This window comes from Cupriavidus sp. 22TCCZM01-5 (assembly GCF_057798915.1).
Genome location: NZ_JBYOJR010000023.1, coordinates 83195 through 106910 on the forward strand (window position 1 = coordinate 83195; position 23716 = coordinate 106910).

At 64.3% G+C, this 23716-nt stretch carries 31 protein-coding genes; 3 read left to right on the top strand and 28 right to left on the bottom strand.

All coding sequences use genetic code 11. The features are described from left to right. Positions 1–23: 23 nt before the first annotated feature. The 8 genes from msrQ to AC3FNH_RS20875 form a co-directional block, all read right to left on the bottom strand. Complete coding sequence (msrQ, locus tag AC3FNH_RS20840) at positions 24–701, bottom strand: protein-methionine-sulfoxide reductase heme-binding subunit MsrQ (protein ID WP_488721425.1); 678 nt, start codon at positions 699–701, stop codon at positions 24–26. Positions 702–715: 14 nt separating this feature from the next. Next, the gene (gene msrP / locus AC3FNH_RS20845) at positions 716–1723 is read right to left on the bottom strand and encodes a protein-methionine-sulfoxide reductase catalytic subunit MsrP (RefSeq protein WP_488721426.1); all 1008 of its coding nucleotides are present in this window, start codon (positions 1721–1723) and stop codon (positions 716–718) included. Positions 1724–1831: 108 nt separating this feature from the next. Continuing rightward, entirely contained in the window at positions 1832–2665 is an 834-nt protein-coding gene (locus tag AC3FNH_RS20850; protein ID WP_488721427.1) for an anti-sigma factor family protein, read from the bottom strand. Further along, entirely contained in the window at positions 2662–3204 is a 543-nt protein-coding gene (locus tag AC3FNH_RS20855; protein ID WP_488721428.1) for an RNA polymerase sigma factor, read from the bottom strand. The genes AC3FNH_RS20850 and AC3FNH_RS20855 overlap by 4 nt, the downstream gene beginning before the upstream one ends. 31 nt (positions 3205–3235) lie before the next feature. Next, entirely contained in the window at positions 3236–3670 is a 435-nt protein-coding gene (locus tag AC3FNH_RS20860; protein ID WP_276100836.1) for a COG4315 family predicted lipoprotein, read from the bottom strand. Positions 3671–3811: 141 nt separating this feature from the next. Then, positions 3812–5017: a c-type cytochrome biogenesis protein CcsB gene (gene ccsB, locus AC3FNH_RS20865; protein ID WP_488721429.1), complete on the bottom strand. Its 1206-nt coding sequence runs from the start codon at positions 5015–5017 to the stop codon at positions 3812–3814. A 91-nt stretch (positions 5018–5108) separates the two neighbouring features. After that, positions 5109–7319 (bottom strand): cytochrome c biogenesis protein ResB, encoded by a 2211-nt coding sequence (locus AC3FNH_RS20870; RefSeq protein WP_488721430.1) that lies wholly within the window; start codon positions 7317–7319, stop codon positions 5109–5111. 156 nt (positions 7320–7475) lie between these two features. Beyond that, positions 7476–8135 carry a c-type cytochrome gene (locus tag AC3FNH_RS20875; RefSeq protein ID WP_276098778.1) on the bottom strand — a complete coding sequence of 220 codons (660 nt, stop codon included), beginning with the start codon at positions 8133–8135 and terminating at the stop codon, positions 7476–7478. A 447-nt stretch (positions 8136–8582) separates the two neighbouring features. On the opposite strand from AC3FNH_RS20875, the gene yihA reads away from it, so the two are divergent. The 3 genes from yihA (at position 8583) to AC3FNH_RS20890 (ending at position 11748) form a co-directional block, all read left to right on the top strand. Further along, on the top strand, positions 8583–9281 hold the full coding sequence (gene yihA / locus AC3FNH_RS20880) for a ribosome biogenesis GTP-binding protein YihA/YsxC (RefSeq protein WP_276098779.1): 699 nt from the start codon (positions 8583–8585) through the stop codon (positions 9279–9281). Positions 9282–9546: 265 nt separating this feature from the next. Beyond that, positions 9547–10539, top strand: a complete 993-nt coding sequence (hemB, locus tag AC3FNH_RS20885) for a porphobilinogen synthase (protein ID WP_488721431.1) — start codon at positions 9547–9549, stop codon at positions 10537–10539. 15 nt (positions 10540–10554) lie between these two features. Continuing rightward, entirely contained in the window at positions 10555–11748 is a 1194-nt protein-coding gene (locus tag AC3FNH_RS20890) for a magnesium transporter CorA family protein (RefSeq protein WP_488721432.1), read from the top strand. 3 nt (positions 11749–11751) lie between these two features. Here the strand turns inward: AC3FNH_RS20890 and dsbD are convergent, their stop codons facing one another. The 20 genes from dsbD to rplN form a co-directional block, all read right to left on the bottom strand. Then, positions 11752–13686 (bottom strand): protein-disulfide reductase DsbD, encoded by a 1935-nt coding sequence (gene dsbD / locus AC3FNH_RS20895; RefSeq protein WP_488721433.1) that lies wholly within the window; start codon positions 13684–13686, stop codon positions 11752–11754. Between the two features lie 24 nt (positions 13687–13710). Further along, positions 13711–14091, bottom strand: coding sequence for a divalent-cation tolerance protein CutA (cutA, locus tag AC3FNH_RS20900; RefSeq protein ID WP_488721434.1), 381 nt, complete (start codon positions 14089–14091; stop codon positions 13711–13713). A 107-nt stretch (positions 14092–14198) separates the two neighbouring features. Continuing rightward, a complete protein-coding gene (gene rplQ, locus AC3FNH_RS20905) occupies positions 14199–14594 on the bottom strand; it encodes a 50S ribosomal protein L17 (protein WP_011299296.1) in 396 nt (131 codons plus the stop codon). 143 nt (positions 14595–14737) lie between these two features. Beyond that, positions 14738–15718, bottom strand: coding sequence for a DNA-directed RNA polymerase subunit alpha (locus tag AC3FNH_RS20910; RefSeq protein WP_011299297.1), 981 nt, complete (start codon positions 15716–15718; stop codon positions 14738–14740). A gap of 176 nt (positions 15719–15894) precedes the next feature. Beyond that, positions 15895–16518, bottom strand: a complete 624-nt coding sequence (gene rpsD / locus AC3FNH_RS20915; protein ID WP_276098784.1) for a 30S ribosomal protein S4 — start codon at positions 16516–16518, stop codon at positions 15895–15897. A gap of 291 nt (positions 16519–16809) precedes the next feature. Next, positions 16810–17208, bottom strand: coding sequence for a 30S ribosomal protein S11 (rpsK, locus tag AC3FNH_RS20920; RefSeq protein WP_010812376.1), 399 nt, complete (start codon positions 17206–17208; stop codon positions 16810–16812). 24 nt (positions 17209–17232) lie between these two features. Continuing rightward, positions 17233–17598 (bottom strand): 30S ribosomal protein S13, encoded by a 366-nt coding sequence (gene rpsM / locus AC3FNH_RS20925; RefSeq protein WP_276098785.1) that lies wholly within the window; start codon positions 17596–17598, stop codon positions 17233–17235. A gap of 19 nt (positions 17599–17617) precedes the next feature. Then, positions 17618–17734: a 50S ribosomal protein L36 gene (gene rpmJ, locus AC3FNH_RS20930; RefSeq protein WP_008642959.1), complete on the bottom strand. Its 117-nt coding sequence runs from the start codon at positions 17732–17734 to the stop codon at positions 17618–17620. 31 nt (positions 17735–17765) lie between these two features. Next, positions 17766–17984: a translation initiation factor IF-1 gene (gene infA, locus AC3FNH_RS20935; RefSeq protein ID WP_029047590.1), complete on the bottom strand. Its 219-nt coding sequence runs from the start codon at positions 17982–17984 to the stop codon at positions 17766–17768. 22 nt (positions 17985–18006) lie between these two features. Further along, positions 18007–19350: a preprotein translocase subunit SecY gene (secY, locus tag AC3FNH_RS20940; protein ID WP_276098786.1), complete on the bottom strand. Its 1344-nt coding sequence runs from the start codon at positions 19348–19350 to the stop codon at positions 18007–18009. Between the two features lie 47 nt (positions 19351–19397). Then, positions 19398–19832 carry a 50S ribosomal protein L15 gene (gene rplO / locus AC3FNH_RS20945; protein WP_276098787.1) on the bottom strand — a complete coding sequence of 145 codons (435 nt, stop codon included), beginning with the start codon at positions 19830–19832 and terminating at the stop codon, positions 19398–19400. Between the two features lie 22 nt (positions 19833–19854). Further along, positions 19855–20037, bottom strand: coding sequence for a 50S ribosomal protein L30 (gene rpmD / locus AC3FNH_RS20950; protein ID WP_010812381.1), 183 nt, complete (start codon positions 20035–20037; stop codon positions 19855–19857). Between the two features lie 10 nt (positions 20038–20047). Next, positions 20048–20566 (bottom strand): 30S ribosomal protein S5, encoded by a 519-nt coding sequence (gene rpsE, locus AC3FNH_RS20955; protein ID WP_011299302.1) that lies wholly within the window; start codon positions 20564–20566, stop codon positions 20048–20050. A 20-nt stretch (positions 20567–20586) separates the two neighbouring features. After that, a complete protein-coding gene (gene rplR / locus AC3FNH_RS20960; protein ID WP_276100838.1) occupies positions 20587–20943 on the bottom strand; it encodes a 50S ribosomal protein L18 in 357 nt (118 codons plus the stop codon). A gap of 11 nt (positions 20944–20954) precedes the next feature. Next, positions 20955–21488, bottom strand: a complete 534-nt coding sequence (gene rplF, locus AC3FNH_RS20965; RefSeq protein ID WP_276098788.1) for a 50S ribosomal protein L6 — start codon at positions 21486–21488, stop codon at positions 20955–20957. 10 nt (positions 21489–21498) lie between these two features. Further along, a complete protein-coding gene (gene rpsH / locus AC3FNH_RS20970; protein WP_276098789.1) occupies positions 21499–21894 on the bottom strand; it encodes a 30S ribosomal protein S8 in 396 nt (131 codons plus the stop codon). 27 nt (positions 21895–21921) lie between these two features. After that, complete coding sequence (gene rpsN / locus AC3FNH_RS20975) at positions 21922–22227, bottom strand: 30S ribosomal protein S14 (protein ID WP_276098790.1); 306 nt, start codon at positions 22225–22227, stop codon at positions 21922–21924. Positions 22228–22236: 9 nt separating this feature from the next. Continuing rightward, positions 22237–22779 (bottom strand): 50S ribosomal protein L5, encoded by a 543-nt coding sequence (rplE, locus tag AC3FNH_RS20980; RefSeq protein ID WP_011299305.1) that lies wholly within the window; start codon positions 22777–22779, stop codon positions 22237–22239. Between the two features lie 25 nt (positions 22780–22804). Continuing rightward, a complete protein-coding gene (rplX, locus tag AC3FNH_RS20985) occupies positions 22805–23113 on the bottom strand; it encodes a 50S ribosomal protein L24 (protein WP_011299306.1) in 309 nt (102 codons plus the stop codon). Between the two features lie 9 nt (positions 23114–23122). Continuing rightward, complete coding sequence (rplN, locus tag AC3FNH_RS20990) at positions 23123–23491, bottom strand: 50S ribosomal protein L14 (protein ID WP_006576237.1); 369 nt, start codon at positions 23489–23491, stop codon at positions 23123–23125. Between the last annotated feature and the right edge of the window lie 225 nt (positions 23492–23716).

A 23716-nucleotide genomic window follows, 5' to 3' on the forward strand; every position in this document is an offset into this window, starting at 1 on the left:
CCCGCGAGCCCGGCCCGCCTGCGTCAGCTGGCGGCCGGCCGCCAGCGCCACCACAGGCGCAGCCCCAGCAGCACGAACACCACCGCGGCATAGACCGACACCTCGCTGAAGTCGTTCTTGCCGGCCTTGTGCCACCAGTAGTGCAGGATGGCCAGTACCGCGATCGCGTACACCGCCTTGTGAAGCGCCTGCCAGCGCTTGCCGCCGAGGCGCCGCACCATGCCGTTGGTCGACGTCAACGCCAGCGGGATCATCAGCGTGAAGGCGGTGAAGCCGACCGTGATAAACGGCCGCTTGACCACATCCTTCAACATGTAGGCCAGGTCAAACCCACGGTCGACGCCGATCCATAGCAGGAAGTGCTGCAGGCCGTAGAAGAACGCAAACAGGCCCAGCAGGCGCCGCATCCGCACGAGCCAGTTCCAGCCCGTCAGGCGCCGCAGCGGCGTGACCGTCAGCGTCGCGCACAGCATGACCAGCGTCCACGTGCCGGTGGATCGCGTCACGAATTCCAGCGGGTTGGCGCCGAACTGGCTGGTAGCGCCCAGGTACAGCAGGCGCACAAACGGCAGCAACGCCAGCAGCCAGATGGCAACCTTGAGGATGCGTACCTGCGACTGCGGCAGCGCCGCCAGGCCGCCTGTCTTGCCGCGCGGTACCGCGCTCGCCGTATGCGGGGAAGTCGGTTGCGAGACCGTCATGTCAGCCCTGCCCATCAGAAGAACTTCCTCAGGTCCATGCCCTGGTACAGCGACGCCACCTGCTGGCCGTAGCCATTGAACGGCAGCGTCTTGCGCTTGGGCGCGAACAGCGCGGCAAAGCCGCCACCGCCGCTGTCCTCGCCGATGCGCCGCTCGGTGGCCTGGCTCCAGCGCGGGTGGTCCACCTCCGGGTTCACATTCGAGTAAAAGCCATATTCCTGCGGCGCCGCGAGGTTCCAGCTCGTCGGCGGCTGCTTGTCGACAAAGCGGATCTTCACGATCGACTTGGCACTCTTGAAGCCGTATTTCCATGGCAGCACCATGCGCACCGGCGCGCCGTTCTGGTTCGGCAGCACTTCGCCATAGAGACCGAAGGTCAGCAGCGCGAGCGGATGCATCGCCTCGTCCATGCGCAGACCTTCGCTGTAGGGCCAGTCCAGTACCGAGCTGCTGATACCGGGCATCTGCTTCTTGTCGGCAAGCGTGATGAATTGCACGTACTTCGCCCCCGGCTGCGGTTCCACGCGACGGATCAACTCGGCAAGCGGATAGCCGAGCCACGGAATCACCATCGACCAGCCTTCCACGCAGCGCAGGCGGTACACGCGCTCTTCCAACGGCGCGAGCTTCAGGAGTTCGTCGAGGTCATAGACCTTGGGCTTCTTCACCAGCCCTTCCACCGCCACCTGCCAGGGCCGCGGCCGCAGCGTGCCGGCATTGCGTGCCGGGTCAGACTTGTCGGTGCCGAATTCGTAGAAGTTGTTGTACGTGGTCACGTCCTCGAAGGGCGTGCGCTTTTCCGTCACCACATAGGCATTGTTGACCGCGGCGGGCAGCTTCGCCCCATGCTGGCCCTGCTGGGCGCGGGCGTCACGCGCGAGCCAGGGGCTCAGCGCTGCACCGGCGCTGCCGGCGGCGGCAAGCGCGAGCAGGCGACGGCGCGCGGCGAAGACGTGGCGTGGCGTGATCTCGGAGGCGGCGATATCGTCACCGCGCAGCCACTTCGGGGAGGGAATCAGCATAGTTGTTCCTTGATGCTTCGAACGGCCCGGGGATTGGACTTTCCCTTGGTCGGATAGTGCTGGCCATTCCTGACAGCTCTTTTTTGCTGCCCGATCAGGGCCCGTGACTTACCCGCCCTGGCCCTGGTACTGCTGGTACACGGACTGCGCCAGCGTCAGCAGCCGCCCGCGATCCACCTGCCCGGCCAGCGCAAAACCGAGGTTGCGGTCGATCCAGTAGAAAGCCATGGCGGCGGCTCCCTTGACGGGGGCAGACTGCGGCATTCGCTCGAGCCGGAAGCCTGTATCGGGGGTGCCTTGTGCCATGCGGCGCAGTTGCAGGGACAGGCGGGTGCCGTCGTCGGCTTCGTACATGAGGATCGCGGACGGCCCGCCTTCCGCCACGCCAAGGCGGCCGCCGATCAGATGAAAGCCCTGCGGGCGCAGATCCGGCACCTGCAATGGCGCGCCCAGCCGTTTGGACAGCCACGCGATCAGGTGGGCTTCGTCGCTGGCCGGCACCTCCACCGGATGCCGGACCTCGGGGGCATAGACCACGTGCGAGATCAGCGCATCGCGCGCGAAACGCTCGCCCGGCGCCATGGCAACGGCGATACCGTCGGCAATGCGGTCATGCGCAAGCCAGCCAAGCGCGCCGCCCAGCGCCAGCGAGGCGAGCGACGCGCATGCGGCGACCCACAGCGTGCGCCGACCGCCTCCCACGCCATCACGCCGCTGCGTGCCGCCACGCAGCGACTCCGGCACGGCAGCGAGCGGCACGGGCTCATTGAGCACGCCATCGAGCGCGCCGTGTAATGCCTCGGCCTGGCGGCGCCACTCTGCCACGCGCGCCGCGACTTCGGGCCGCTCGGCCAGGTACGCCTCCACGGCTGCGCGGCGGCGGCCGCTCAGTTGGCCGTCGGCGTAGGCATGCAGGTCGGCTTCGTGGATCGGGGACATCATTTCACTCGCTGCAGCGTCGTACCGGCCTCCGTGGCCGGTGCCGGCTGACGCGTGCCGTCCAGCAGGGCTCGCATGTGTTCGCGAGCCCGTGCCAGGCGGGACATCACAGTGCCGACCGGAACGTTCAGCACCTGTGCGGCCTCGGCATAGGTGAACTGCTCCAGGCTGACCAGCAACAACACCGCGCGCTGGGCCTCGGGCAGTTCCGCGAGTGCCTGCAGCAGGTCGCGCCGCAAACCGGGATCGGGAACCGGGGCACTGACGTCCGGCAGGTTGTCGGTAGTCACCACCAGCTCCTTGCGCCGCACCGTGTTCAGGCGCAATCGGTGCATCAGCGTAAGCAGCCATGGCAGCAGGCCATCGGCGCCGTCACCCCACCACGCCCCGGGGCGCAGGCGAAAGCGCCAGCGGTAGCGCAGCGCGCGCTCCAGTGTGTCCTGCACCAGGTCGTCGGCCTGCGCCGCGTCCCTGGTCAGGCCACGTGCGTGGCGCCGCAGACGCGGCGCCAGCGCCACCAGCTGACCCTCAAACCTGTCCATGCCTTGCCGGACTCAGTCCGTCGTTGTCTGCTCAGGGCTTGGCGACGTGCCAGACATTGTTGAAGTTGTCGCCACCACGGTCGCCCGACTTGGCATCCTTGGCAAAACGGTACAGCGGCATGCCACGATAGGCCCACTGCTTGTTGCCGTCGTCACGGGTAATGATGGTGTAGCTGCCCGACGCGCTGGTGCCGGGCGCCGCCATCAACGGCGGCCAGTTGTTGGCGCACGCGCCGTTGCAGGCGCTCTTGCCGCTGTCCTTGGTGTCGCGATCGAACGTATACAGCGTCAGGCCTTGCGGGTCAGTCAGCACCCCGTCGGTCACTTTGACGGTCGGCGGCATGTTGCCGGTGCCGCCCATTCCCCCCATGCCGGAACAAGCAGCCAGCAGGACAGAGGCGCAGCCGAGGGCGAGCGCGGCGGGACGAAGCAGGGATGCAGCGGTGGGACGACGCAGACGTGCCATGATGTTCTTCTCCATGCAGGCCGGTGCCGCCAACCGGCACCGTTCCTCCAGTAAACACCGAATGTGATGCTTTTATTCCCTGAGGGCGAAAAAAAACCTGCCCAATGGGCAGGTTCCTTCGCTACACAAGTAGCGCAATCATCACAATTCGCCGTAGCTATGCAGGCCTGACAGGAACATATTGACGCCCAGGAACGCGAACGTGGTCACCAGCAAGCCGGTCAGCGCCCACCAGGCCGCGACCGTGCCGCGCAGGCCCTTCATCAGCCGCATGTGCAGCCAGGCTGCGTAGTTCAGCCAGACGATCAGCGCCCAGGTTTCCTTCGGATCCCAGCTCCAGTAGCCGCCCCAGGCCTCGGCCGCCCATAGCGCGCCGAGGATCGTCGCAATGGTGAAGAAGGCAAAGCCGACCGCGATAGCCTTGTACATCACATCATCGAGCACCTCGAGCGACGGCAGGCGCTCGGCCAGGATGCCGCGCTGCTTGAGCAGGTAAGCCACCGACACCATCGCCGCCAGCGCGAACGTGCCGTAGCCGATGAAGTTGGCCGGCACATGGATCTTCATCCACCAGCTCTGCAGCGCCGGCACCAGCGGCTGGATTTCCTGCGCGTTGCGGCTGACCGTGTACCACAGCAGGAAACCCACTGCGGCCGACACCACCAGCATCACGAACGGCCCGAGCGCACGCGTGCGGTAGCGCCCCTCGTAGTACAGGTAGAACAGCGACGTGATCAGCGTAAACAGCACGAACACTTCGTAGAGGTTCGAGATCGGGATGTGCCCGATGTCCGTGCCGACCAGGTACGACTCGTACCAGCGTACCAGCATGCCCGTGAAGCCGAGCACCACCGCGGCCCAGCACAGCTTGCTGCCGATGCTGTATCCAGTGGCCGAACGCGTGACCAGGCCCACCCAGTAGAACAGCGTGGACAGGAACACCAGCGCGCTCATCCACAGGATGGCCGACTGGCTCGACAGGAAATACTTCAGGAAGAAGGCCTGCTCGGCGCGCGCAAGATGCCCCTGGTAAAGCTGCACGGCAAACAGCGACAGCACGGCCAGCCCGACCATCAGCGGGCGCACCGGCTTCCAGTGCCAGCCGAGCAGCGCGAATGTCGGCACCGCGGCAATCAGCACGGCCTTGTCGTAGCCGTTCATCCACTGGCCATAGCGCGACAGCGCCACGCCGGCGCCAACCGCCAGCAGCAGCGCGAACGCCCAGTCCAGCCACGTGAGGCGGCGCAGGAAGGACGGTTCAAGGTAGGCCTCGTCCAGCGCGCCGGAATCGGCAGGAGTTGCCGGCCGCATGGCCGGCCGGGCGGCCTGGTTCACGTTAGAAGACATAGCGTTACCTGCGATCTGCGCGCAGCGCGTGGCTGCGCAACCAAGACCGGACGGCGATCGGCGCGAATCGCCACTGCCCGGCGCGACTTGTTCAATGCTGCGCCTGCGTCGGGGCATCCTGGTCGGCCCCGGCCGCGCGGCCGATGTCGTCGCGCATGGCGACGAATTCCTTCTCGAAATCCAGTGTGCGGCGCTGGGTCGACATGGCCATCAGCACATGACTGCCTGGCGCTGCCGGTTCGGCTGGCGCGGTCGGCGCGGCGGAGTCCGCGTGATGACCCGGATCCTTGATCCAGACCCACACCCGGCGCTCGCGGATATAGAACATCGCGAACACGCCCAACACCAGCAGCAGACAGCCAAGATACACGATGTTCTTGCCCGGCGCACGGGTCATCTGGAATACGCTGGCCTTGATCTCCTTGAAGTCGTCAAGCTGCAGGAACACCGGCGCGCCGTAGAAGAAACTGTCCGACAGCGCGTTGATCGACTGCTGCAGGAACGCCCCGCTCTGCGCACTGTTGGGCACCACCGGCTGCTTGTCCTGGGCGCGCGCGATTTGCCACAGCTCCCACATCGAGCCGTTGAGGATTTTCAGCAGCACTTCGGCGGCCTTCTGCTGCTCGGCCGCGGGCACCGACTTCTCAAGGAACGCCGCGATCGCCGTGAAGCCGCCCGGCGGAGAGTCCGGAGCCGGTCGGTTGGCACCGGCGAAGAGGTCCAGCGCGCGCAGCGCGCTTTCCGCCAGCTGGCCGCGAAGCTCGGCCTTGTCCGCGCCCGGCATCGACGCCAGCGCGAAGCGGCGCGCCGCTTCGCCGCGCATGCCCCGATCCTGCAAGGCGGCGCGCAGGCGCATCCAGTCGGCCACGCTGCCCTGATCATCGGCCGGAATGCGCAGGTAGCGGAACGGCTCGTTCGGCGACTCGCGCATGCCGGCCAGGAACACCGACTGGCCGTCCAGTTGGACCGGCACCATGTAGTTGTTGTACTCGCGCGCCTGGCCATTGCGATCGCGCAGCTTGTACTGCACTGACGGACCGACATTGTGCAGCGCCTTTTCCTTCTGCGTGTTGGCCGCGGCACCCAGGTGCGACTCGAGGGTCTCGTTGAACGACTTTCGCGCCACGCCCCGTGCGTCGGGCTTGCCCGAGGCGTCGGTGACATTCTCGATGTTCATCAGGCGGAAATCGCTGAACTCGACCGTCAGACCGTCGGCGTCGGCCGCCGTGCCCGTGGCGGTCAGTGGCGCGTTGCCGCCAACGGTACCGGCAAACTGGAAGGTACCGTGGCCGCTGCCCTGCATCGGGTAGCCGACGAACTTCAGTTGCGACCCGCCGTCCTCGAAACTCGACTGGTAGATCGCAACGCCGTCGACGATCAGCGGCTCGTTGACCTTCACCGTCGCATGCGTCTGCTTGCCGGTGGCGCGGTCGGTCACGACCACGTCCGAGGCGAACAGCTTGGGCATGCCGGTGGCGTAGAAATCGACCCTGAACTTCTTGAGCGTGAGGTTGAACGGCAGGTCCTGCACCAATGCGCCGTCGGCGATGTTCAGGATCGCCGTGGACACCGTCGAGCCCTCCGGCACGAAGGCATTGCCGCGGAAGCCCGGGTTGCTGGCCGACAGGCGATGCCGCGGCGGGATCTCGCTGATGACGGCGTTGCCGCTGATCGGCGTCTTGCCGCCGAACCACATCTGGGCGCGGATCAGCATGTCGCCGTCGAGCAAGCCGCCGATGCAGATCACCACGATCGCGGTGTGCGCCAGGATATAGCCGAGCTTGTTGGCCGCGCCGGCCTTCGCCGCCAGCAGCGTCGCGCCCTCATGCTCGACATGCCGGGTACGGTAGCCGCGGTTGCGCAGCAGCGCGTCCACGCGCGCCACGGCTTCGGCGCGCGGACGCGCCGCCGCGAATTCGCCGCGGTGGTGGAAGGCGCGTAGGCTGCGTTCGCGCACATGGTCCTTCCATGAGCGCATGTCGACGATCATCTTGGGCGCGTTGCGCACGAGGCACAGGCTCGTCGACACCACCAGGAAGGCCAGGATCAGCAGGAACCACCACGAACCGTAGACCTTCTGCAGCGACAGCGCATGGAAGACATCGGCCCAGAACGGCCCGAACTGGTTCACATAGTTCGGGTATGGCTCGTTCTGCTTGAGTACGGTACCGACCACGCTTGCAATGGCGATTACCGTCAGCAGGGCGATCGCAAAGCGCATCGAGGACAACAATTCGACCGCGTCGCGCAACACGCGGTGTGGAGTCTTCAGGTGCAGCCCTGAAGTGGAAGCGGTCGACATGTGATGTGCAGCAGTAGGCTTTGAAATAAAAAAGGGTGGACATGCTTGGCAAGCAGGCCACCCTCTTCGATTGTTGCCGACGCGATCGGTTGCATCCTGCTTCGTGCCCCGCGTTCGCGGAGCGGCAGGCCAACCGCCGGGCCGGCGCGGACCGACTTAGCGAACGCCGGCGACGTAGTCCGCCACGGCCTTGATCTCGGCGTCCGACATCTTGGCGGCGATGGTCGTCATCACCGGATTGTTCTTGCGGGTGCCCTGGCGGAATGCCACGAGCTGGGCTTCGGTGTAGTCCGACCACTGGCCACCGATGCGCGGATACAGTGCCGGAATGCCGGCGCCAGTCGGACCATGGCAGGCGGCGCAGGCCGGCACGCCCTTGGCCGCGATGCCCGCGCGGTAGATCTTCTGGCCGGCTTCGATGGTGTCCTTGTTCTTGGCGGTGGCCGGCTTGATCTGCTGCTTGGCGAGATAAGCGCCGACGTCCTTCATTTCCTGGTCATTCAGCGAGCCGGCCAGCGGCGACATGATCGCGTTATTGCGCGTCTTGTCCTTGAAGTTGGCGAGCTGCTTGTGGACGTATTCGGGATGTTGCGCGGCCAGCTTGGGATTGGCGGCGGCGCCGCTGTTGCCATTCGCGCCGTGGCAGCTCAGGCAGGCGGGGACATTGCGATCGGGCGCACCCTGTGTATAAAGCGTTTCGCCCTTTGCCGGATCCGCCTTCGCGGCGGCCTGCTCCGAGGCAGAAGCCAGACCGGTCATGGCGGTTGCAGGCAGGGCCAGCACCAGGACACCCAGAAGCTTCGCAATGCGGTTCATTCGCACACCTTGTCTGAATTGTTTTGAATACCGTAGTGCATGCCGGCCGGCGCTCTGCGGGCGGTGAGGACGCGCCCTTGCAAGGTCCAGGCATCGTGCTCGCGGCAACCGGAATTCCGGTCGGACCGGCGCGCCAGGCAGCAGACCCCGCCTTCCTGGCGCCGCTCACGATGGAACGGCAAACACGGCTCCCATCCGGATGGATCGGACCACCGGCAACGCGAACATGGATGCCCTGCGTCACCCGGTCAGGAGACCGTAAACCGGCGTATTGTACAATAAATAATGTGCCGGATTGATGCCATGGCGCCCCTGTGCCTGCGCGGGATCAAATCCGGTGGCCTGGCCGAATCCGTGCCGCCAGCCTTACCACCTCGGCGTGACCGTGGTTGCACTGCCGCGCGATTCACGCCGGCCGCAACCAGCCCGCCCCACCCGCTTCAGCGCATGTCCCTCCTACACCAGGCCCGCTTCTTCACGACCGTCAACCACCTGCGCGACCTGCCCGCCACGGCTGTGCCGGAAGTCGCGTTTGCCGGACGCTCCAACGCCGGCAAGTCGACGGCCATCAATATCCTGTGCAACCAGAAGCGCCTGGCGTTTTCTTCGCGCACGCCGGGCCGCACGCAGCATATCAACTACTTCACGGTCGCCCCGGTGAAAGCGCCGGACCCGCTGGCCTTCCTGGTCGACCTGCCGGGTTATGGCTACGCGGAAGTCTCGGGCTCGGCCAAGTTCCACTGGCAAGGACTGCTCAGCGACTACGTGCAGAGCCGCACCCAGTTGTCCGGCCTGATCCTGATGATGGATGCGCGCCGCCCCTTCACCGATCTCGATTGCCAGATGGTGGAGTGGTTCCTGCCCACCGGAAAGCCGATTCACGTGCTTCTGACCAAGGCCGATAAGCTGACCAACAGCGAGAACGCCAAGGCCCTGCGCGAGACTAAGCAGATACTGGCCGGCTATGCGGAGCAACTGGGAACGCCGGTGCCGCTCACCGCGCAACTGTTCTCCAGCCTCAAGCGCCGCGGTATCGAAGAAGCGCAGCGCGTCATCGCGGGCTGGTTGTCGCTGCCTGAAGCGCAAGCTGAAGCGCAGGCCGCGGCGCTGGCCCAGCCACCCGCGGAGCCGGGAGCGTCCGCCTAACGGAGGCATTGCGCTCGGGCAAAAAAAAGCCCCGTTGCAAGCAACGGGGACGAACGTTCCCGCCGGTTCAGGCGGGTACCCGCTCAGGGAGGAGTAGCGGGGGACACCGCGCCACGCAAGGCGCAACGCAAGGTGTCCGCGAGTATGATAGCGGGCACACTCAAAAGTTTAGTTTTTCTGCATGAGGCGTTCCGGCCCGTCGCCGCCAGCCGGCGACGGGCCGCTTTCCGCATAATTTCTCCCTGAACTCCCCCTTCAAGCTGCCATGTCTGCCTTTCCCGAGTACCGTCCCCGCCGCATGCGTCGCGATGACTTCTCGCGGCGCCTGATGCGCGAGCACCGCCTGTCGCCGGACAACCTGATCTACCCCGTCTTCATCCTGGACGGGCAGAACCAGCGCCAGTCGGTGGCATCCATGCCGGGCGTGGAGCGCGTTTCCATTGACCTGCTACTGCCGGTGGCCGAAGACTGCGTGAAGCTGGGCATCCCGGTGATCGCGCTGTTTCCGGTGATCGACCCGTCGCTGAAAACCCCCGACGGAATCGAGGCCACCAACGCCGAAGGCCTGGTGCCGCGCGCGGTGCGTGCCCTGAAGGACCGCTTCCCCGAACTGGGCGTGCTCACCGACGTGGCGCTCGACCCATACACCAGCCACGGCCAGGACGGCGTGCTTGACGAAAACGGGTATGTGATCAACGACCAGACCGTCGAGATCCTGGTCAGGCAGTCACTGGTCCAGGCCGACGCCGGCGTGGATATCGTGGCCCCCTCGGACATGATGGACGGCCGCATCGGCGCCGTGCGCATGGCCCTGGAAGATGCCGGCCACATCCACACCCGCATCATGGCCTACTCGGCCAAGTACGCGTCGGCGTTCTATGGCCCGTTCCGCGATGCCGTGGGCTCGGCCGCCAATCTGGGCAAGGGCAACAAGATGACCTACCAGATGGACCCGGCCAACACCGACGAAGCGCTGCGCGAAGTCGCCCAGGACATCATGGAAGGCGCCGACATGGTGATGGTCAAGCCCGGCATGCCATACCTGGATATCGTGCGCCGCGTGAAGGACGAGTTCCGCTTTCCGACCTACGTCTACCAGGTCAGCGGCGAGTACGCGATGCTAAAGGCCGCCGCGCAGAACGGCTGGCTGGATCACGACAAGGTCATGATGGAATCGCTGCTGGCCTTCCGGCGCGCGGGTGCCGACGGCATCCTGACCTATTTCGCACGCGATGCCGCGCGCCTGCTCGCCGGCTGAGGCCACGCCGCACGCATGGAGCTGCTAGGCTTCTCGGCCACCCAGGTTCACCCGCTCGCCTCGCTGGACGAGGCGGGCACGTTCCTCGCCGGCAGCGCGGCGGCCCGCTTCGTCTGGGCCGACTTTCCCATCGAGGAGGTTTCGGCCGCACCGGAAAGCTGGCGCGATAAGCTGCGCCAGCTCACTGGCGCACCCATCCTCGACCTGCATCTGGTCGATGCCACCAACACCGCGCATCCGTCGTACTTCGATACGACGCACGCGTACGACATGGTGATCTTCCGCAAGCTGACCTTCGAGACCAGCCGCGCCATTGCGGAAGCGGCCGGCTCGGCACCGCCCGCGGCAGAGGCTGCACCCAAGGCGCGACGCCATCCGCCAGGCTTCCTGCCGGCACTGGCACGGATCGACACCCAGCCGGTCACTTTCTTCGTGTTCGACAACGTACTGGTCACCGTCCGGCCCGGGCCGTCGCGCACCATCGACCAGGTACGCCAGCGTCTGCTCGAACTTTGCCAGGCGCCGCGGCCGCAAACCGCGCCGCGGGCGAGCGGGCAGGCACCGCTGTTGCATGGCCTGCGGCCGCCAGGCCGGCCCGAGGACATGATGCTGCGCCTGCTCAATGCCATGGTGGACCGCTACCTGGACCTGCGCGCGCCGCTGACGCGGCAACTGGACCGCTGGCAACGCGCACTGCTCAATGCGCGGCGTGGCTTCTCAAGCTGGGAAGGCTTGCTCGATGCCCGCATCCAGCTGCGCCGGCTCGAACACCTGAGCGAGGAGCAGCGCGATGCCCTGCAGGAATTCCGCGACAGCGTGCTGGACAACCGCTACAGCGTCGATCCCGCCGAGCCCGCGGACAAGGCGCCGGGGCGCGACGAAATGCTGCTGGTGCGAATCAACGACCTGATGGAGCACATCCAGCGCGTGCTCGCGCATGCACGGCGGCTGGAAGATTCGATCGAATCCGCCGTCCAGATCCATTTCTCGGCGGTGGCGCACCGGACCAACCGCACCATGCGCACGCTGACGCTGATCACGGCACTGTTCATGCCGCTGACGCTGATCACCGGCATCTTCGGCATGAATTTCGAACGCATGCCGTGGCTGCGCGAGCCCGACGGGTTCTGGTGGTCGCTCGGCCTGATGGGCGCGGTGGTGGTGGTGCTGGGCGCCGTGTGGGCGATCGGGCGGCAGCTGGAGCGCTAGCGCTCAGGTGCTGGGGCGCGTGCCCAGCGCACGCTCCAGGCTGTCCAGGAAGCGGCCGGCGGACTGGTAGCCGATCACGCGCACGGGCCGTTCACGGCCGTCGGCGCCGAACAGGATGATGCCCGGCGGCCCGAACAGGCCGAAGCGCTTGAGCAGGGCCTTGTCGTCGGCGTTGTTGGCCGTGACGTCGGCCTGCAGCAGCACGATCTCCGACATGCGCGAGCGCACCCGGGCGTCCGTGAAGGTCATGCGCTCCATCTCCTTGCAGCTCACGCACCAGTCCGCATAGAAATCGAGCAGCACTGGCTTACCGGCAGCCGCCGCCTGCGCGACGCGCGCATCCAGTTCCGCCACGCTGCGAACTCGCTCGAAGCGGACGGCTTGCGGACCAGCCGATGTTTCGGCAGCACCGCCCGTCACCCGTGCCAGGCTCAGGTGCGCCAGAGGCTGCAGCGGGTCCCGCCCCCCCGAGGCCAGGCCGAGCAGCAAGATGGCGCCCGCGAGCGCCGCCAGCACGCCAAGCCCCTTGCCGAGCCGGGCCACGCCGCGCGCTTCGGCACCGAGCGCATCAAACGCGCCGAGGAATACCGCCGCCACGAGCAGCAGCGCCGCCCACAACGCCATGATGAGCCATGCCGGCAACACCGGCGTCACCATCCAGATCGCCACGCCCAGCAGCAGGAAGCCGAAGAAGCGCTTGGTGGCTTCCATCCAGCGCCCCGCGCGCGGCAGCAGGTTGCCCGCTCCGACCCCGACCAGCACCAGCGGAACCCCCATGCCCAGCGCCATGGCCAGCAGCGCGCTGCCGCCGGTCACCGCATCGCGCGTCTGGGCGATGTAGGCCAGCGCACCGGCCAGCGGCGCCGTCACGCACGGACCAACGATCAGCGCCGAAATCGCGCCCATGGCGGCCGCACCAATCACCTGTCCGCCTCGCCGGCGGCTTGACGTAGCGGTCAGGTGGTTCTGCCATTGCTGCGGAAGCTGGAGTTCGTAGAGGCCGAACATCGACAGCGACAGCGCCACCATCAGCGCCGCAAACGCGGCAAGCACGGCCGGCGTCTGCAAGGTCGCGGCCAGGCCTTCGCCGAGCAGCCCCGCGGCCACGCCAATTGCCGTGTACACCACGGCCATGCCGAGGACATAAGCCAGCGACACCACCAGCGCCCGGCTGCGCGTGGCATGCTCTCCGACGACGATGGACGACAGGATCGGCACCATCGGCAGGACGCACGGCGTGAAAGTCAACAGCAGGCCCAGACCGAAGAACAGCGCCACGACGATGCCAAGGTTGCGGCTGGCGAGCACGCCGGCAATGCGGTCGTTCTCGTCGAGGCGTGCGGCGGGTGCGGCGGGTGCGGCGGGTGCGGCGGATCCCCTACCCGGGGCCGTCGCTGCCGGGGGCACTGGCGCCTCGCTGCGTGGGCTGCTGCCAAACAGGCTGCCCAGCGAGACGGCGCCAACCTTGTAGACGCTCTCCATCGGCGGATAGCACAAGCCCTTGTCGGCGCAGCCCTGAGACGTCACGACCAGCGACCACTTGCCGTCGGCAGGCGCGGACTGCACCGGCACCCGGATCACGACAGCGTCGCGATAGGTCTCCATCTGCTTGCCGAAGGTCTCGTCGAACTTAACTTTGCCAGCGGGAAACTCGGGCTGCCCCAGTCGGACGGCATCGGGCTGGGCGGCAAAGGCAAAGCGCTCGCGATACAGGTAGTAGCCGCTCGCCACATCGAAGCGCACTTCGATGGTCTGGGGGTCGAGCTGCCGCGCGGCGAAGCGGAAGGCCTGCTCGGGTGGCAGGAAGTCCTCTTCCGTGGCGGCGCCGGCACCTCCGGCCAGGCACAACCAAGCCGCCATCGCCGCCAGCACTGCGACAATATGCCGCCCCCAGCCAGGCCGGTGTGACCGCACTGAAAGTGCAAAACCCATGCTCATAAACCGTCCCGAATCCTTTCTGTCTTATTCCGCACCGCCCCGGGCGGAGTCCGCTTCATCCCGCACCCACGCCAGATAAGGGCCAAAACCCTGGCTAACGGGCCACGCGATGATCTCCGGCACATCATAGGGATGATTTGCGCGGATCACCGCCTCCAAGGCCGCATAACGTGCGCGCGTCGTCTTGGCCAGCAACGGCCATTCCGTGGCCTGTACCAGCTTGCCCTGCCACCAGTACTCGGATTCCACGGGGGCGAGGCGGTTCACGCACGCGCACACGCGTGCCTCGAGCAAGGCCCGTGAAAGCCGCTTCGCGGCATCCGCATCCGGCAGGTTGGTCAGCACGGCGATGACCGCCGCTTCGTCGCCGTCGGCGGCGTGTTGTGAACTGGCACTGGCTTGCATCCGGCCCTCCGAATCCTGGCGCACAAAACAAAAGAGCCAGGCAAATTGCCTGGCTCGATTGTAAGCGGTGTGTCCGAACCCGTCGGAAGACGGGCTGGAACCCAACCTTACTCGGCAGCTTCTTCAGCCGGAGCTTCGGTGATTTCCGGACGATCCACCAGCTCGACCAGCGCCATCGGCGCGTTGTCGCCCTGACGGAAACCGAACTTCAGGATACGGGTGTAGCCGCCCGGACGAGCGTTGTAGCGCGGGCCCAGTTCGGTGAACAGCTTGGTGACCATGTCGCGATCGCGCAGACGGGCGAAAGCCAGACGGCGGTTGGCAACGGTGTCCTTCTTGGCCAGCGTGATGAGCGGCTCGACAACCTTGCGCAGTTCCTTGGCCTTGGGCAGGGTGGTCTTGATCAGCTCGTGCTGGAACAGCGAGTTGGACATGTTGCGCAGCATCGCGAGACGGTGCGACGAGGTGCGGTTCAATTTCCGCAGACCATGACGGTGACGCATGATGATTCCTTTCAGATTAAGTGTTTGACCAGCTCTTCTATCGCCCTGGGAATCGATCCCCGGGACGCGGGCCGGTAGTCCTGCATGCCCCGGCCGGAACCGGGGCGCTTACCGCGGCGCGAGGCTTGCGCCCCGCACCACAATTACTTGTCCAGACCAGCAGGCGGCCAGTTCTCGAGCTTCATGCCCAGAGTCAGGCCACGCGAGGCGAGGACTTCCTTGATCTCGTTGAGCGACTTGCGACCCAGGTTCGGGGTCTTCAGCAGCTCGTTCTCGGTACGCTGGATCAGGTCGCCGATGTAGTAGATGTTTTCGGCCTTCAGGCAGTTGGCCGAACGCACGGTCAGCTCCAGGTCGTCGACCGGGCGCAGCAGGATCGGGTCGATCTGCGGTGCGCGGCTCGAAGCAGCCTCGGCGGCGGACTCGGTGCCTTCCAGCGCGGCGAACACCGACAGCTGGTCAACCAGGATACGGGCCGACTGGCGAATCGCTTCCTCGGGCGAGATCACGCCGTCAGTTTCGATGTTCATCACCAGCTTGTCCAGGTCAGTACGCTGCTCGACGCGAGCGGACTCGACGGCGTACGACACGCGGCGCACCGGCGAGAACGAGGCGTCCAGCACGATACGGCCGATCACCTTGCTCGACTCGTCGCCGAACTTGCGCACGTTGCCGGGCACGTAACCACGGCCTTGCTCGACCTTGATCTGCATGTCCAGCTTGCCGCCGGCCGACAGGTGGGCAATGACGTGGTTGGGGTTGATGATCTCGACGTCGTGCGGCAGCTCGATATCGGCTGCAGTCACGATGCCTTCACCGTCCTTGCGCAGCGAAACCGTGACTTCGTCGCGGTTGTGCAGCTTGAACACCACGCCCTTCAGGTTGAGCAGCAGGTTGACGACGTCTTCCTGCACGCCATCGATGGTGGAATACTCATGGACCACCCCAGCGATCGTCACTTCGGTCGGTGCATAACCGACCATCGACGACAGCAGCACGCGACGCAGGGCGTTACCGAGCGTATGGCCGTAGCCGCGCTCGAACGGCTCCATCACGACCTTGGCGTGATGATCGCCCAACGGCTCGACGGCGATGATTTTTGGCTTGAGGAGTGCTGTTTGCATTAGGTTGTCCTTTTCAATACCCTCGGCTCGTTACACCGATAAGGCTGACGTTTGGAACCTGAAAGACCCATCGCGCGATGGGCAATAAGCCCGACCGCGCGTATAGCGCGGCGGGCTGAAAGAGAGGCCTTGCGGGAATCGCAAGCTCGAACCGTTCTGTTCGGCGGTCCGGCGGATTAACGCGAGTACAGTTCGACGATCAGGCTTTCGTTGATGTCGCCGGCGATGTCTGCGCGATCCGGAGCCTGCTTGAAGGTGCCTTCGAACTTCTTGGCATCCACGGCGACCCAGGTCGGGAAGCCCGACTGCTCGGCCAGCGACAGCGCTTCAGCGATGCGCACTTGCTTCTTCGACTGCTCGCGGATGGAGATCACGTCGCCCGACTTGATCTGGGCCGACGGCACGTTCAGGGCCTGGCCGTTCACCAGGATCGCCTTGTGCGACACCAGCTGGCGCGCTTCAGCGCGGGTCGAGCCAAAGCCCATGCGGTACACCACGTTGTCCAGACGCGATTCCAGCAGCTGCAGCAGCTTTTCGCCGGTATTGCCCTTGCGGCGGTCGGCTTCAGCGAAGTAGCGGCGGAACTGGCGCTCGAGCACACCGTAGATGCGCTTGACCTTCTGCTTTTCGCGCAGCTGGTTGCCGTAGTCGGAGGTGCGTGCACCCGAGGTGCGGCCGTGCTGGCCCGGCTTGCTGTCCAGCTTGCACTTGTCGGCCAGCGAACGGCGCGAGCTCTTCAGGAACAGGTCGGTGCCTTCACGGCGGGAAAGTTTGGCCTTCGGGCCGGTATAACGTGCCACGTTGTCTTCCTTTGATCGATCACGGCGCCTGTCTTGACGCGCCGCGAGTCCGTCAACGCTGTCCTACCGGGAATTCCCGAAGACCGTGACGGACGGTGGGCTTATGAAGCGTGCCCCGTTGCCGGGTACAACGCAAAAAGCATTTTGCTACGCGCAGGCGCGGAATGCGCTCAAGGCAACATTCTCGCCGCGCAAAACGAAAACCTGCCGCATCAGATGCAGCAGGTCAGCGTGCGATACTACCATATCCGAAACCGGCAGGTAAACCCGCCGGTCCGGACACGCCATCGCTTAGATGCGGCGGCGCTTCGGCGGACGGCAGCCGTTGTGCGGAATCGGCGTGACGTCTTCGATGATCGCGATCTTGATGCCCAGCGCGTTCAGCGCGCGGACAGCCGACTCACGACCCGGGCCCGGGCCCTTGATGCGCACTTCCAGGTTCTTGATACCCTGGTCTTGCGCCACACGGCCGGCGTTCTCGGCAGCAACCTGGGCAGCGAACGGGGTCGACTTGCGCGAACCCTTGAAGCCCTGGCCACCGGCGGTCGCCCACGACAGGGCGTTGCCCTGGCGGTCGGTGATCGTGATGATGGTGTTGTTGAACGAAGCGTGGACGTGCGCAATGCCGTCGGCAACGTTCTTCTTGACCTTTTTACGCGCGCGAGCGGCGTTATTCGGACCTTTTGCCATTAGTTTCTTCCTCTGCCTTCGGCTTTACTTCTTCAGAGCCACGCCGGCCTTGCGCGGACCCTTGCGGGTACGGGCGTTGGTACGGGTACGCTGACCGCGCATGGGCAGGCCCTTGCGGTGACGCATGCCACGATAGCAACCAAGGTCCATCAGACGCTTGATGTTCATCGTGGTTTCACGACGCAGGTCACCCTCGACCGTGATCTTGCCCACTTCGTCACGAAGCTTTTCCAGATCGGCGTCGGTCAGATCCTTGACCTTCTTGTCAAACGGTACACCGGTGGCCTCGCAAATCTTGCGAGCGCGCGAGCGGCCGACACCATAAATGGCCGTCAGGCCGATTTCGGTGTGCTTGTGGTTCGGGATGTTAACCCCTGCGATACGTGCCATTCGTCAATCCTCTTTCCGATTAGCCTTGGCGTTGCTTGTGGCGGGGATCCGACGAGCAGATCACGCGCACGACACCGTTGCGCTTGATGATTTTGCAGTTGCGGCAAATGCGCTTAACAGAAGCCAGCACTTTCATAATTTTTCCTCTTCCTTCAATTCCTGTTCGCTCACTTCGTCCGGAAGACGATCCGTGCGCGCGACAGATCATATGGAGTCAGTTCGACCGTCACCTTGTCACCCGGAAGTATCCGGATGTAATGCATTCGCATCTTGCCGGAGATGTGGCCGAGTACTACGTGGCCATTCTCCAGTTTGACGCGGAACGTCGCGTTCGGGAGGTTTTCGAGGACCTCCCCCTGCATCTGGATGACGTCGTCTTTAGCCATACCTAGTCTGTACCGATCTGAATCAGCGCAGGGTCAGGTTGCCCTTAAAGTTCGCCTTCTTCAGCAACGATTCATACTGCTGCGACATGACGTAGGACTGAACCTGTGCCATGAAGTCCATCGTGACGACCACGATGATCAGCAGCGAGGTCCCGCCAAAATAGAACGGAACGTTCCAGCGCAGCACCAGGAATTCCGGCAACAGGCAGACCAGTGTGATGTAGATCGCACCAGCCAGCGTCAGGCGCACCAGAATCTTGTCGATGTAGCGCGTCGTCTGCTCGCCCGGACGAATGCCCGGAATGAAGGCACCGCTTTTCTTCAGGTTGTCTGCCACTTCCCGGCTGTTGTACACCAGAGCCGTATAGAAGAAGCAGAAAAATATAATCGCAGCAGCGTACAGCAGGATGTAGACCGGCTGGCCCGGCGACAGCGTGGCTGCAAGGTCCTTGATGAACCTGCCAACCGCACCCGTCGACTGGGACGTGAACCAGCCCGCAATCGTCGCCGGGAACAGGATGATCGACGATGCGAAGATCGGCGGAATCACCCCTGCCATGTTCAGCTTCAGCGGCAGGTGCGACGACTGGCCGCCGTACACCTTGTTGCCGACCTGACGCTTGGCATAGTTCACCAGGATCTTGCGCTGGCCACGCTCGACAAACACCACGGCGAAGGTCACACCGATCACGATCGCCACGATGAAAATCGCCGCGATGATGCTCATGGAACCCGTGCGGACCAGTTCAAACAGTCCGCCGATCGCGTTGGGCAGGCCCGCCGCGATACCGCCGAAAATGATGATCGAGATGCCGTTGCCCAGACCACGCTCGGTGATCTGCTCACCCAGCCACATCAGGAACATCGTGCCGGTCACCAGCGTGATCACCGCCGTAGCCCGGAACATCAGGCCCGGATCGATCACCAGCCCAGGCTGCGACTCCAGCGCGACCGCGATCGACAGCGCCTGGAACGTGGCCAGAACCACGGTGCCGTAACGCGTGTACTGCGTGATCTTGCGCTGACCTGCCTGCCCTTCCTTCTTCAGCGACTCCAGCTGCGGCAGCACGATCGTCAGCAATTGCATGATGATCGACGCCGAGATGTACGGCATGATGCCGAGCGCGAAGACGGTAAAGCGCGACAGCGCCCCGCCCGAGAACAGGTTGAACATCCCGAGGATGCCACCCGACTGACTCTGGAAAAGCTTCGCGAGCTGGTCCGGATCGATGCCCGGCACCGGAATATGCGCTCCGATGCGGTAAACGATCAGGGCCATCACCAGGAACATCAGCCGGCGCTTGAGGTCGCCGTACTTCGCCGTGTTCCTGGCTTGCGCGCTTGCATTGGGTTTCGCCGTGGCCAAACGATGCTCCGACTATGACTGCCTATGCTGCGATGACTGCTGCCGATTTATTCTGCGATCTGGCCGCCAGCGGCTTCGATCGCGGCCTTGGCGCCAGCAGTGGCGCCCAGACCCTTGATCGTCACCTTGCGGGTCAGCTCGCCAGCCTTGATGACCTTGGCGCTCTTCACCAGGTCACCCACCAGGCCAGCTTGCTTCAGGACCAGCAGATCGACTTCGGCCGCTTCCAGGCGCTCGATGTCACGCAGCGAGACTTCGGCCGTGAAGGCCTTGGTCAGCGACGTGAAGCCGCGCTTCGGCAGGCGACGGTACAGCGGCATTTGACCGCCTTCGAAGCCCACCTTGTGGAAGCCGCCCGAACGCGACTTCTGACCCTTGTGACCGCGACCGGCGGTCTTGCCCAGGCCGGAGCCGATACCGCGGCCGACGCGACGCTTGGCGTGCTTCGAACCGGCGGCCGGTTTCAGGTTGTTCAGTTGCATCTTGCTCTCCGAAGTCCCGGTATCAGGCCAGAACCTTGACCAGGTACGAGACCTTGTTGATCATGCCGCGCACGGCGGGCGTGTCCTGCAGCTCCGACACCGAGTTGATGCGGCGCAGGCCCAGGCCACGTACGGTGGCGCGATGATCCTCGCGCGTGCCGATCAGGCTGCGCACGAGTTGCACTTTTACGGTTTTCTGCGACATTGCGTTCACCTTAACCCAGGATGTCTTCGACCGACTTGCCACGCTTGGCGGCGATTTCGCTCGGCGTGCTCATCTTCTGAAGGCCGTCCAGCGTGGCGCGAACCATGTTGTACGGGTTGGTGGAGCCATGCGACTTGGTCACCACGTTGGTGACGCCCATCACTTCGAAGATCGCGCGCATCGGACCGCCGGCGATCACGCCGGTACCTTCCTTGGCGGGCATCATCAGCACCTTGGCGGCGCCGTGCTTGCCAACGACTTCGTGTTGCAGCGTGCCGTTCTTCAGCGAGACCTTGACCATCTTGCGACGGGCTTCGTCCATTGCCTTCTGAACTGCCACCGGCACTTCCTTGGCCTTGCCCTTGCCCATGCCGATGCGGCCATCGCCGTCACCCACCACGGTCAGCGCAGCGAAACCGAGAATCCGGCCACCCTTCACCACCTTGGTGACACGGTTGACCGAGATCATCTTCTCGCGGAGGCCGTCGTCGCGTTCGTCCTGCTGGACTTTTGCTTGCATCTTTGCCATGACGTATCTCTCTCTTGCGCTTAGAACTTGAGGCCGGCTTCGCGGGCAGCGTCAGCCAGGGCCTTCACGCGGCCGTGGAAACGGAAACCAGCGCGGTCGAAGGCGACGGTTTCCACGCCGGCAGCCTTCGCCTTTTCGGCGATACGCTTGCCAATCACGGTGGCCGCAGCGGCGGTAGCGCCCTTGCCTTCCAGTTCCTTGCGCACTTCTGCCTCGACGGTCGAAGCCGAAGCCAGCACCTTGGTGCCGCACTCGGAGAAGACCTGGGCGTAAATGTTCGAATTCGTACGGAACACGGTCAGACGATTGACTTTCATCTCCGCGATCTTGGCGCGGGTCTGACGTGCACGGCGCAAACGAGCGTCTTTCTTGTTCATCATTGCACCCCTTACTTCTTCTTGGTTTCCTTCAGGATGACGCGCTCGTCGCTGTAACGCACACCCTTGCCCTTGTAGGGCTCAGGCGGACGGTACGCGCGGACTTCCGCGGCAACCTGACCGACTTTCTGCTTGTCCGCACCCTTGATGATGATCTCGGTCTGCGTCGGCGTTTCCGCCTTCACGCCTTCCGGCATCTCGTGGATCACGTCGTGCGAGAAACCAAGCTGGAGCTTCAGCGCAGCGCCTTGCAGCTGGACACGATAGCCCACGCCAACGAGGTTCAGCTTGCGCTCGAAACCGGTGGTCACGCCCTTGACCATGTTTGCCGCCAGGGCGCGCATGGTGCCTTGCAGGGCGTTTGCTTCACGCGACTCGTCAGCCGGCGAGAAGGTCAGCGTGTCGTTTTCGACATTGACCTTGACCAGGCTGTGAATCGGTTGCGACAGCGTACCCAGCGGCCCCTTCACGGAGAGCACGCCAGCCGCCACATTCACTTCCGCGCCCTTGGGCAGCGCGATGGGAGCCTTACCTACACGGGACATCGTTCTCTCCTTAAGCGACGTAGCAGAGAACTTCGCCGCCCACGCCGGTGGCGCGAGCCTTGCGGTCGGTCATCAGACCCTGCGGGGTCGAGATGATCGCCACACCGAGGCCGTTCATCACTTGCGGGATGTCGCTGCGGCCCTTGTATACGCGCAGGCCGGGCTTCGAGACGCGTTCGATGCGCTCGATCACCGGACGGCCGGCGTAGTACTTCAGGCCGATGCTCAGTTGTGCCTTGCCACCCTCTTCCTGGACGGCGTAGTCATCGATGTAGCCTTCGTCCTTCAGGACCTTGGCGATTGCCACTTTCAGCTTCGACGACGGCATGACAACCGACGCTTTCTGCACGCCCTGGGCGTTGCGGATGCGCGTCAGCATATCGGCGATAGGATCGCTCATGCTCATACTGTTTCTCCTGTAGCCTGTGCGTAATTACCAGCTGGCTTTCGTCAGACCCGGGATTTCGCCCTTGAAGGCGATTTCGCGGATCTTGTTACGCGCCAGGCCAAACTTGCGGAAGGTACCGCGGGGACGACCGGTGATCGCGCAGCGGTTGCGCTGGCGAGTCGGGTTCGCGTTGCGCGGGAGCTGTTGCAGCTCGAGGCGCGCGTTGTAACGCTCTTCTTCCGACTTTTCTTGGTCGTCAATAATGGCCTTGAGGTTGGCGCGCTTGGCAGCATACTTCGCCACCAGCTTGGCGCGCTTCTTCTCACGTTCAATCAGAGCCAGTTTAGCCACGGTTACCCCTTAATTGCGGAACGGGAACTTGAACGCACCGAGCAGCGCCTTCGCTTCCTCGTCGTTCTTTGCCGTCGTCGTGATGCTGATGTTCAGACCACGCAGTGCGTCGATCTTGTCGTACTCGATTTCGGGGAAAATGATCTGCTCTTTCACACCGATGTTGTAGTTGCCACGACCGTCGAACGAACGGCCCGACACACCACGGAAGTCACGCACGCGCGGCAGGGCCACGGTGACGAAACGATCGAGGAATTCGAACATGCGCTCGCCACGCAGGGTCACCATCGCACCGATGGGGTAGCCCTGGCGGATCTTGAAGCCGGCGATGGCCTTCTTGGCCTTCGTCACCACGGGCTTCTGGCCAGCGATCTTGGTCAGGTCGCCGACAGCGTTTTCAATGATCTTCTTGTCATTGATGGCTTCGCCAAGACCCATGTTCAGGGTGATCTTGGTGATGCGCGGCACTTCCATGACCGACTTGTAGCCGAACTGCTCGATCAGCTTCGGCACAACCTTTTCTTTGTAGAACTCTTGCAGACGTGCTGCCATGCTCAACTCCTAAACGTGCCCAGAATCAAGCTGCCACGACGGCGCCGGTGGTCTTCAGCACGCGCACGCGCTTGCCGTCTTCCACCTTGATGCCGACGCGCGACGGCTTGCCATTGGCATCCACGAGCGCAACGTTGGAAATATGCAGCGGCATGACCTTGTCGACCACACCACCGGTGGTGCCCAGCATCGGGTTCGGGCGGGCGTGCTTCTTCGCAACGTTCACGCCTTCCACTGCAACCTTGTCGCCGAGCACGGCTTGCACGGTACCGCGCTTGCCCTTGTCTTTGCCGGTCAGGACGATGACTTCGTCGCCTTTGCGAATCTTGTTCATGGCGGCTCCTTACAGCACTTCCGGAGCGAGCGACACGATCTTCATGAAGCGCTCGGTACGGAGTTCACGAGTCACCGGCCCGAAGATACGGGTGCCGATCGGCTCGAGCTTGTTGTTCAGCAGGACGGCGGCATTGCCGTCGAACTTGACGAGCGAACCGTCCGCACGGCGCACGCCCTTGGCGGTACGCACGACCACGGCGTTGTAGATATCGCCCTTCTTCACGCGACCGCGCGGCGCTGCGTCCTTGACGGTCACCTTGATGATGTCGCCCACGCTCGCGTAGCGGCGCTTGGACCCACCCAGCACTTTGATGCACAGCACTTCGCGCGCACCAGTGTTATCGGCCACTTCGAGCCGGCTTTCTGTCTGAATCATGGTGTTTGTCTTCCCAACTTAATCCGCCAGGTGCATAAACGCCTGCCGGTCAGTCTTGGTCCCGTAGGCTCCGGCTTTGCGCCAGACCCGTATGGGTTGATCAACTTTGAGTCGGTAGGAACCTGGCACTCCCGACAGACGTCGGGCCACCTGGCCCTGGCTCGCTCAACAGGCCCGCCCGGGTGGTACAACTAAGGCGAACGCAATAAAGCGGAAGTCCAGGAT

Bases quoted from the DNA above. Each gene is read 5' to 3' on its own strand.
- rplN (WP_006576237.1), bottom strand. From the start codon at position 23,491: ATGATTCAGACAGAAAGCCGGCTCGAAGTGGCCGATAACACTGGTGCG.
- msrQ (WP_488721425.1), bottom strand. From the start codon at position 701: ATGACGGTCTCGCAACCGACTTCCCCGCATACGGCGAGCGCGGTACCG.
- ccsB (WP_488721429.1), bottom strand. From the start codon at position 5,017: ATGTCTTCTAACGTGAACCAGGCCGCCCGGCCGGCCATGCGGCCGGCA.
- cutA (WP_488721434.1), bottom strand. From the start codon at position 14,091: ATGCAAGCCAGTGCCAGTTCACAACACGCCGCCGACGGCGACGAAGCG.
- AC3FNH_RS20850 (WP_488721427.1), bottom strand. From the start codon at position 2,665: ATGATGTCCCCGATCCACGAAGCCGACCTGCATGCCTACGCCGACGGC.
- rpsK (WP_010812376.1), bottom strand. From the start codon at position 17,208: ATGGCAAAAGGTCCGAATAACGCCGCTCGCGCGCGTAAAAAGGTCAAG.
- rplQ (WP_011299296.1), bottom strand. From the start codon at position 14,594: ATGCGTCACCGTCATGGTCTGCGGAAATTGAACCGCACCTCGTCGCAC.
- rplR (WP_276100838.1), bottom strand. From the start codon at position 20,943: ATGAACAAGAAAGACGCTCGTTTGCGCCGTGCACGTCAGACCCGCGCC.
- hemB (WP_488721431.1), top strand. From the start codon at position 9,547: ATGTCTGCCTTTCCCGAGTACCGTCCCCGCCGCATGCGTCGCGATGAC.
- AC3FNH_RS20870 (WP_488721430.1), bottom strand. From the start codon at position 7,319: ATGTCGACCGCTTCCACTTCAGGGCTGCACCTGAAGACTCCACACCGC.
- rpsM (WP_276098785.1), bottom strand. From the start codon at position 17,598: ATGGCACGTATCGCAGGGGTTAACATCCCGAACCACAAGCACACCGAA.
- rplF (WP_276098788.1), bottom strand. From the start codon at position 21,488: ATGTCCCGTGTAGGTAAGGCTCCCATCGCGCTGCCCAAGGGCGCGGAA.
- AC3FNH_RS20910 (WP_011299297.1), bottom strand. From the start codon at position 15,718: ATGCAAACAGCACTCCTCAAGCCAAAAATCATCGCCGTCGAGCCGTTG.
- rpsH (WP_276098789.1), bottom strand. From the start codon at position 21,894: ATGAGCATGAGCGATCCTATCGCCGATATGCTGACGCGCATCCGCAAC.
- rpmJ (WP_008642959.1), bottom strand. From the start codon at position 17,734: ATGAAAGTGCTGGCTTCTGTTAAGCGCATTTGCCGCAACTGCAAAATC.
- rplE (WP_011299305.1), bottom strand. From the start codon at position 22,779: ATGGCAGCACGTCTGCAAGAGTTCTACAAAGAAAAGGTTGTGCCGAAG.
- rpmD (WP_010812381.1), bottom strand. From the start codon at position 20,037: ATGTCGCAGAAAACCGTAAAAGTGCAACTCGTGCGCAGCCTGATCGGC.
- AC3FNH_RS20890 (WP_488721432.1), top strand. From the start codon at position 10,555: ATGGAGCTGCTAGGCTTCTCGGCCACCCAGGTTCACCCGCTCGCCTCG.
- AC3FNH_RS20855 (WP_488721428.1), bottom strand. From the start codon at position 3,204: ATGGACAGGTTTGAGGGTCAGCTGGTGGCGCTGGCGCCGCGTCTGCGG.
- msrP (WP_488721426.1), bottom strand. From the start codon at position 1,723: ATGCTGATTCCCTCCCCGAAGTGGCTGCGCGGTGACGATATCGCCGCC.
- AC3FNH_RS20860 (WP_276100836.1), bottom strand. From the start codon at position 3,670: ATGGCACGTCTGCGTCGTCCCACCGCTGCATCCCTGCTTCGTCCCGCC.
- dsbD (WP_488721433.1), bottom strand. From the start codon at position 13,686: ATGAGCATGGGTTTTGCACTTTCAGTGCGGTCACACCGGCCTGGCTGG.
- infA (WP_029047590.1), bottom strand. From the start codon at position 17,984: ATGGCTAAAGACGACGTCATCCAGATGCAGGGGGAGGTCCTCGAAAAC.
- rplO (WP_276098787.1), bottom strand. From the start codon at position 19,832: ATGCAACTGAACAACCTGAAACCGGCCGCCGGTTCGAAGCACGCCAAG.
- rplX (WP_011299306.1), bottom strand. From the start codon at position 23,113: ATGAACAAGATTCGCAAAGGCGACGAAGTCATCGTCCTGACCGGCAAA.
- AC3FNH_RS20875 (WP_276098778.1), bottom strand. From the start codon at position 8,135: ATGAACCGCATTGCGAAGCTTCTGGGTGTCCTGGTGCTGGCCCTGCCT.
- rpsE (WP_011299302.1), bottom strand. From the start codon at position 20,566: ATGGCAAAGATGCAAGCAAAAGTCCAGCAGGACGAACGCGACGACGGC.
- yihA (WP_276098779.1), top strand. From the start codon at position 8,583: ATGTCCCTCCTACACCAGGCCCGCTTCTTCACGACCGTCAACCACCTG.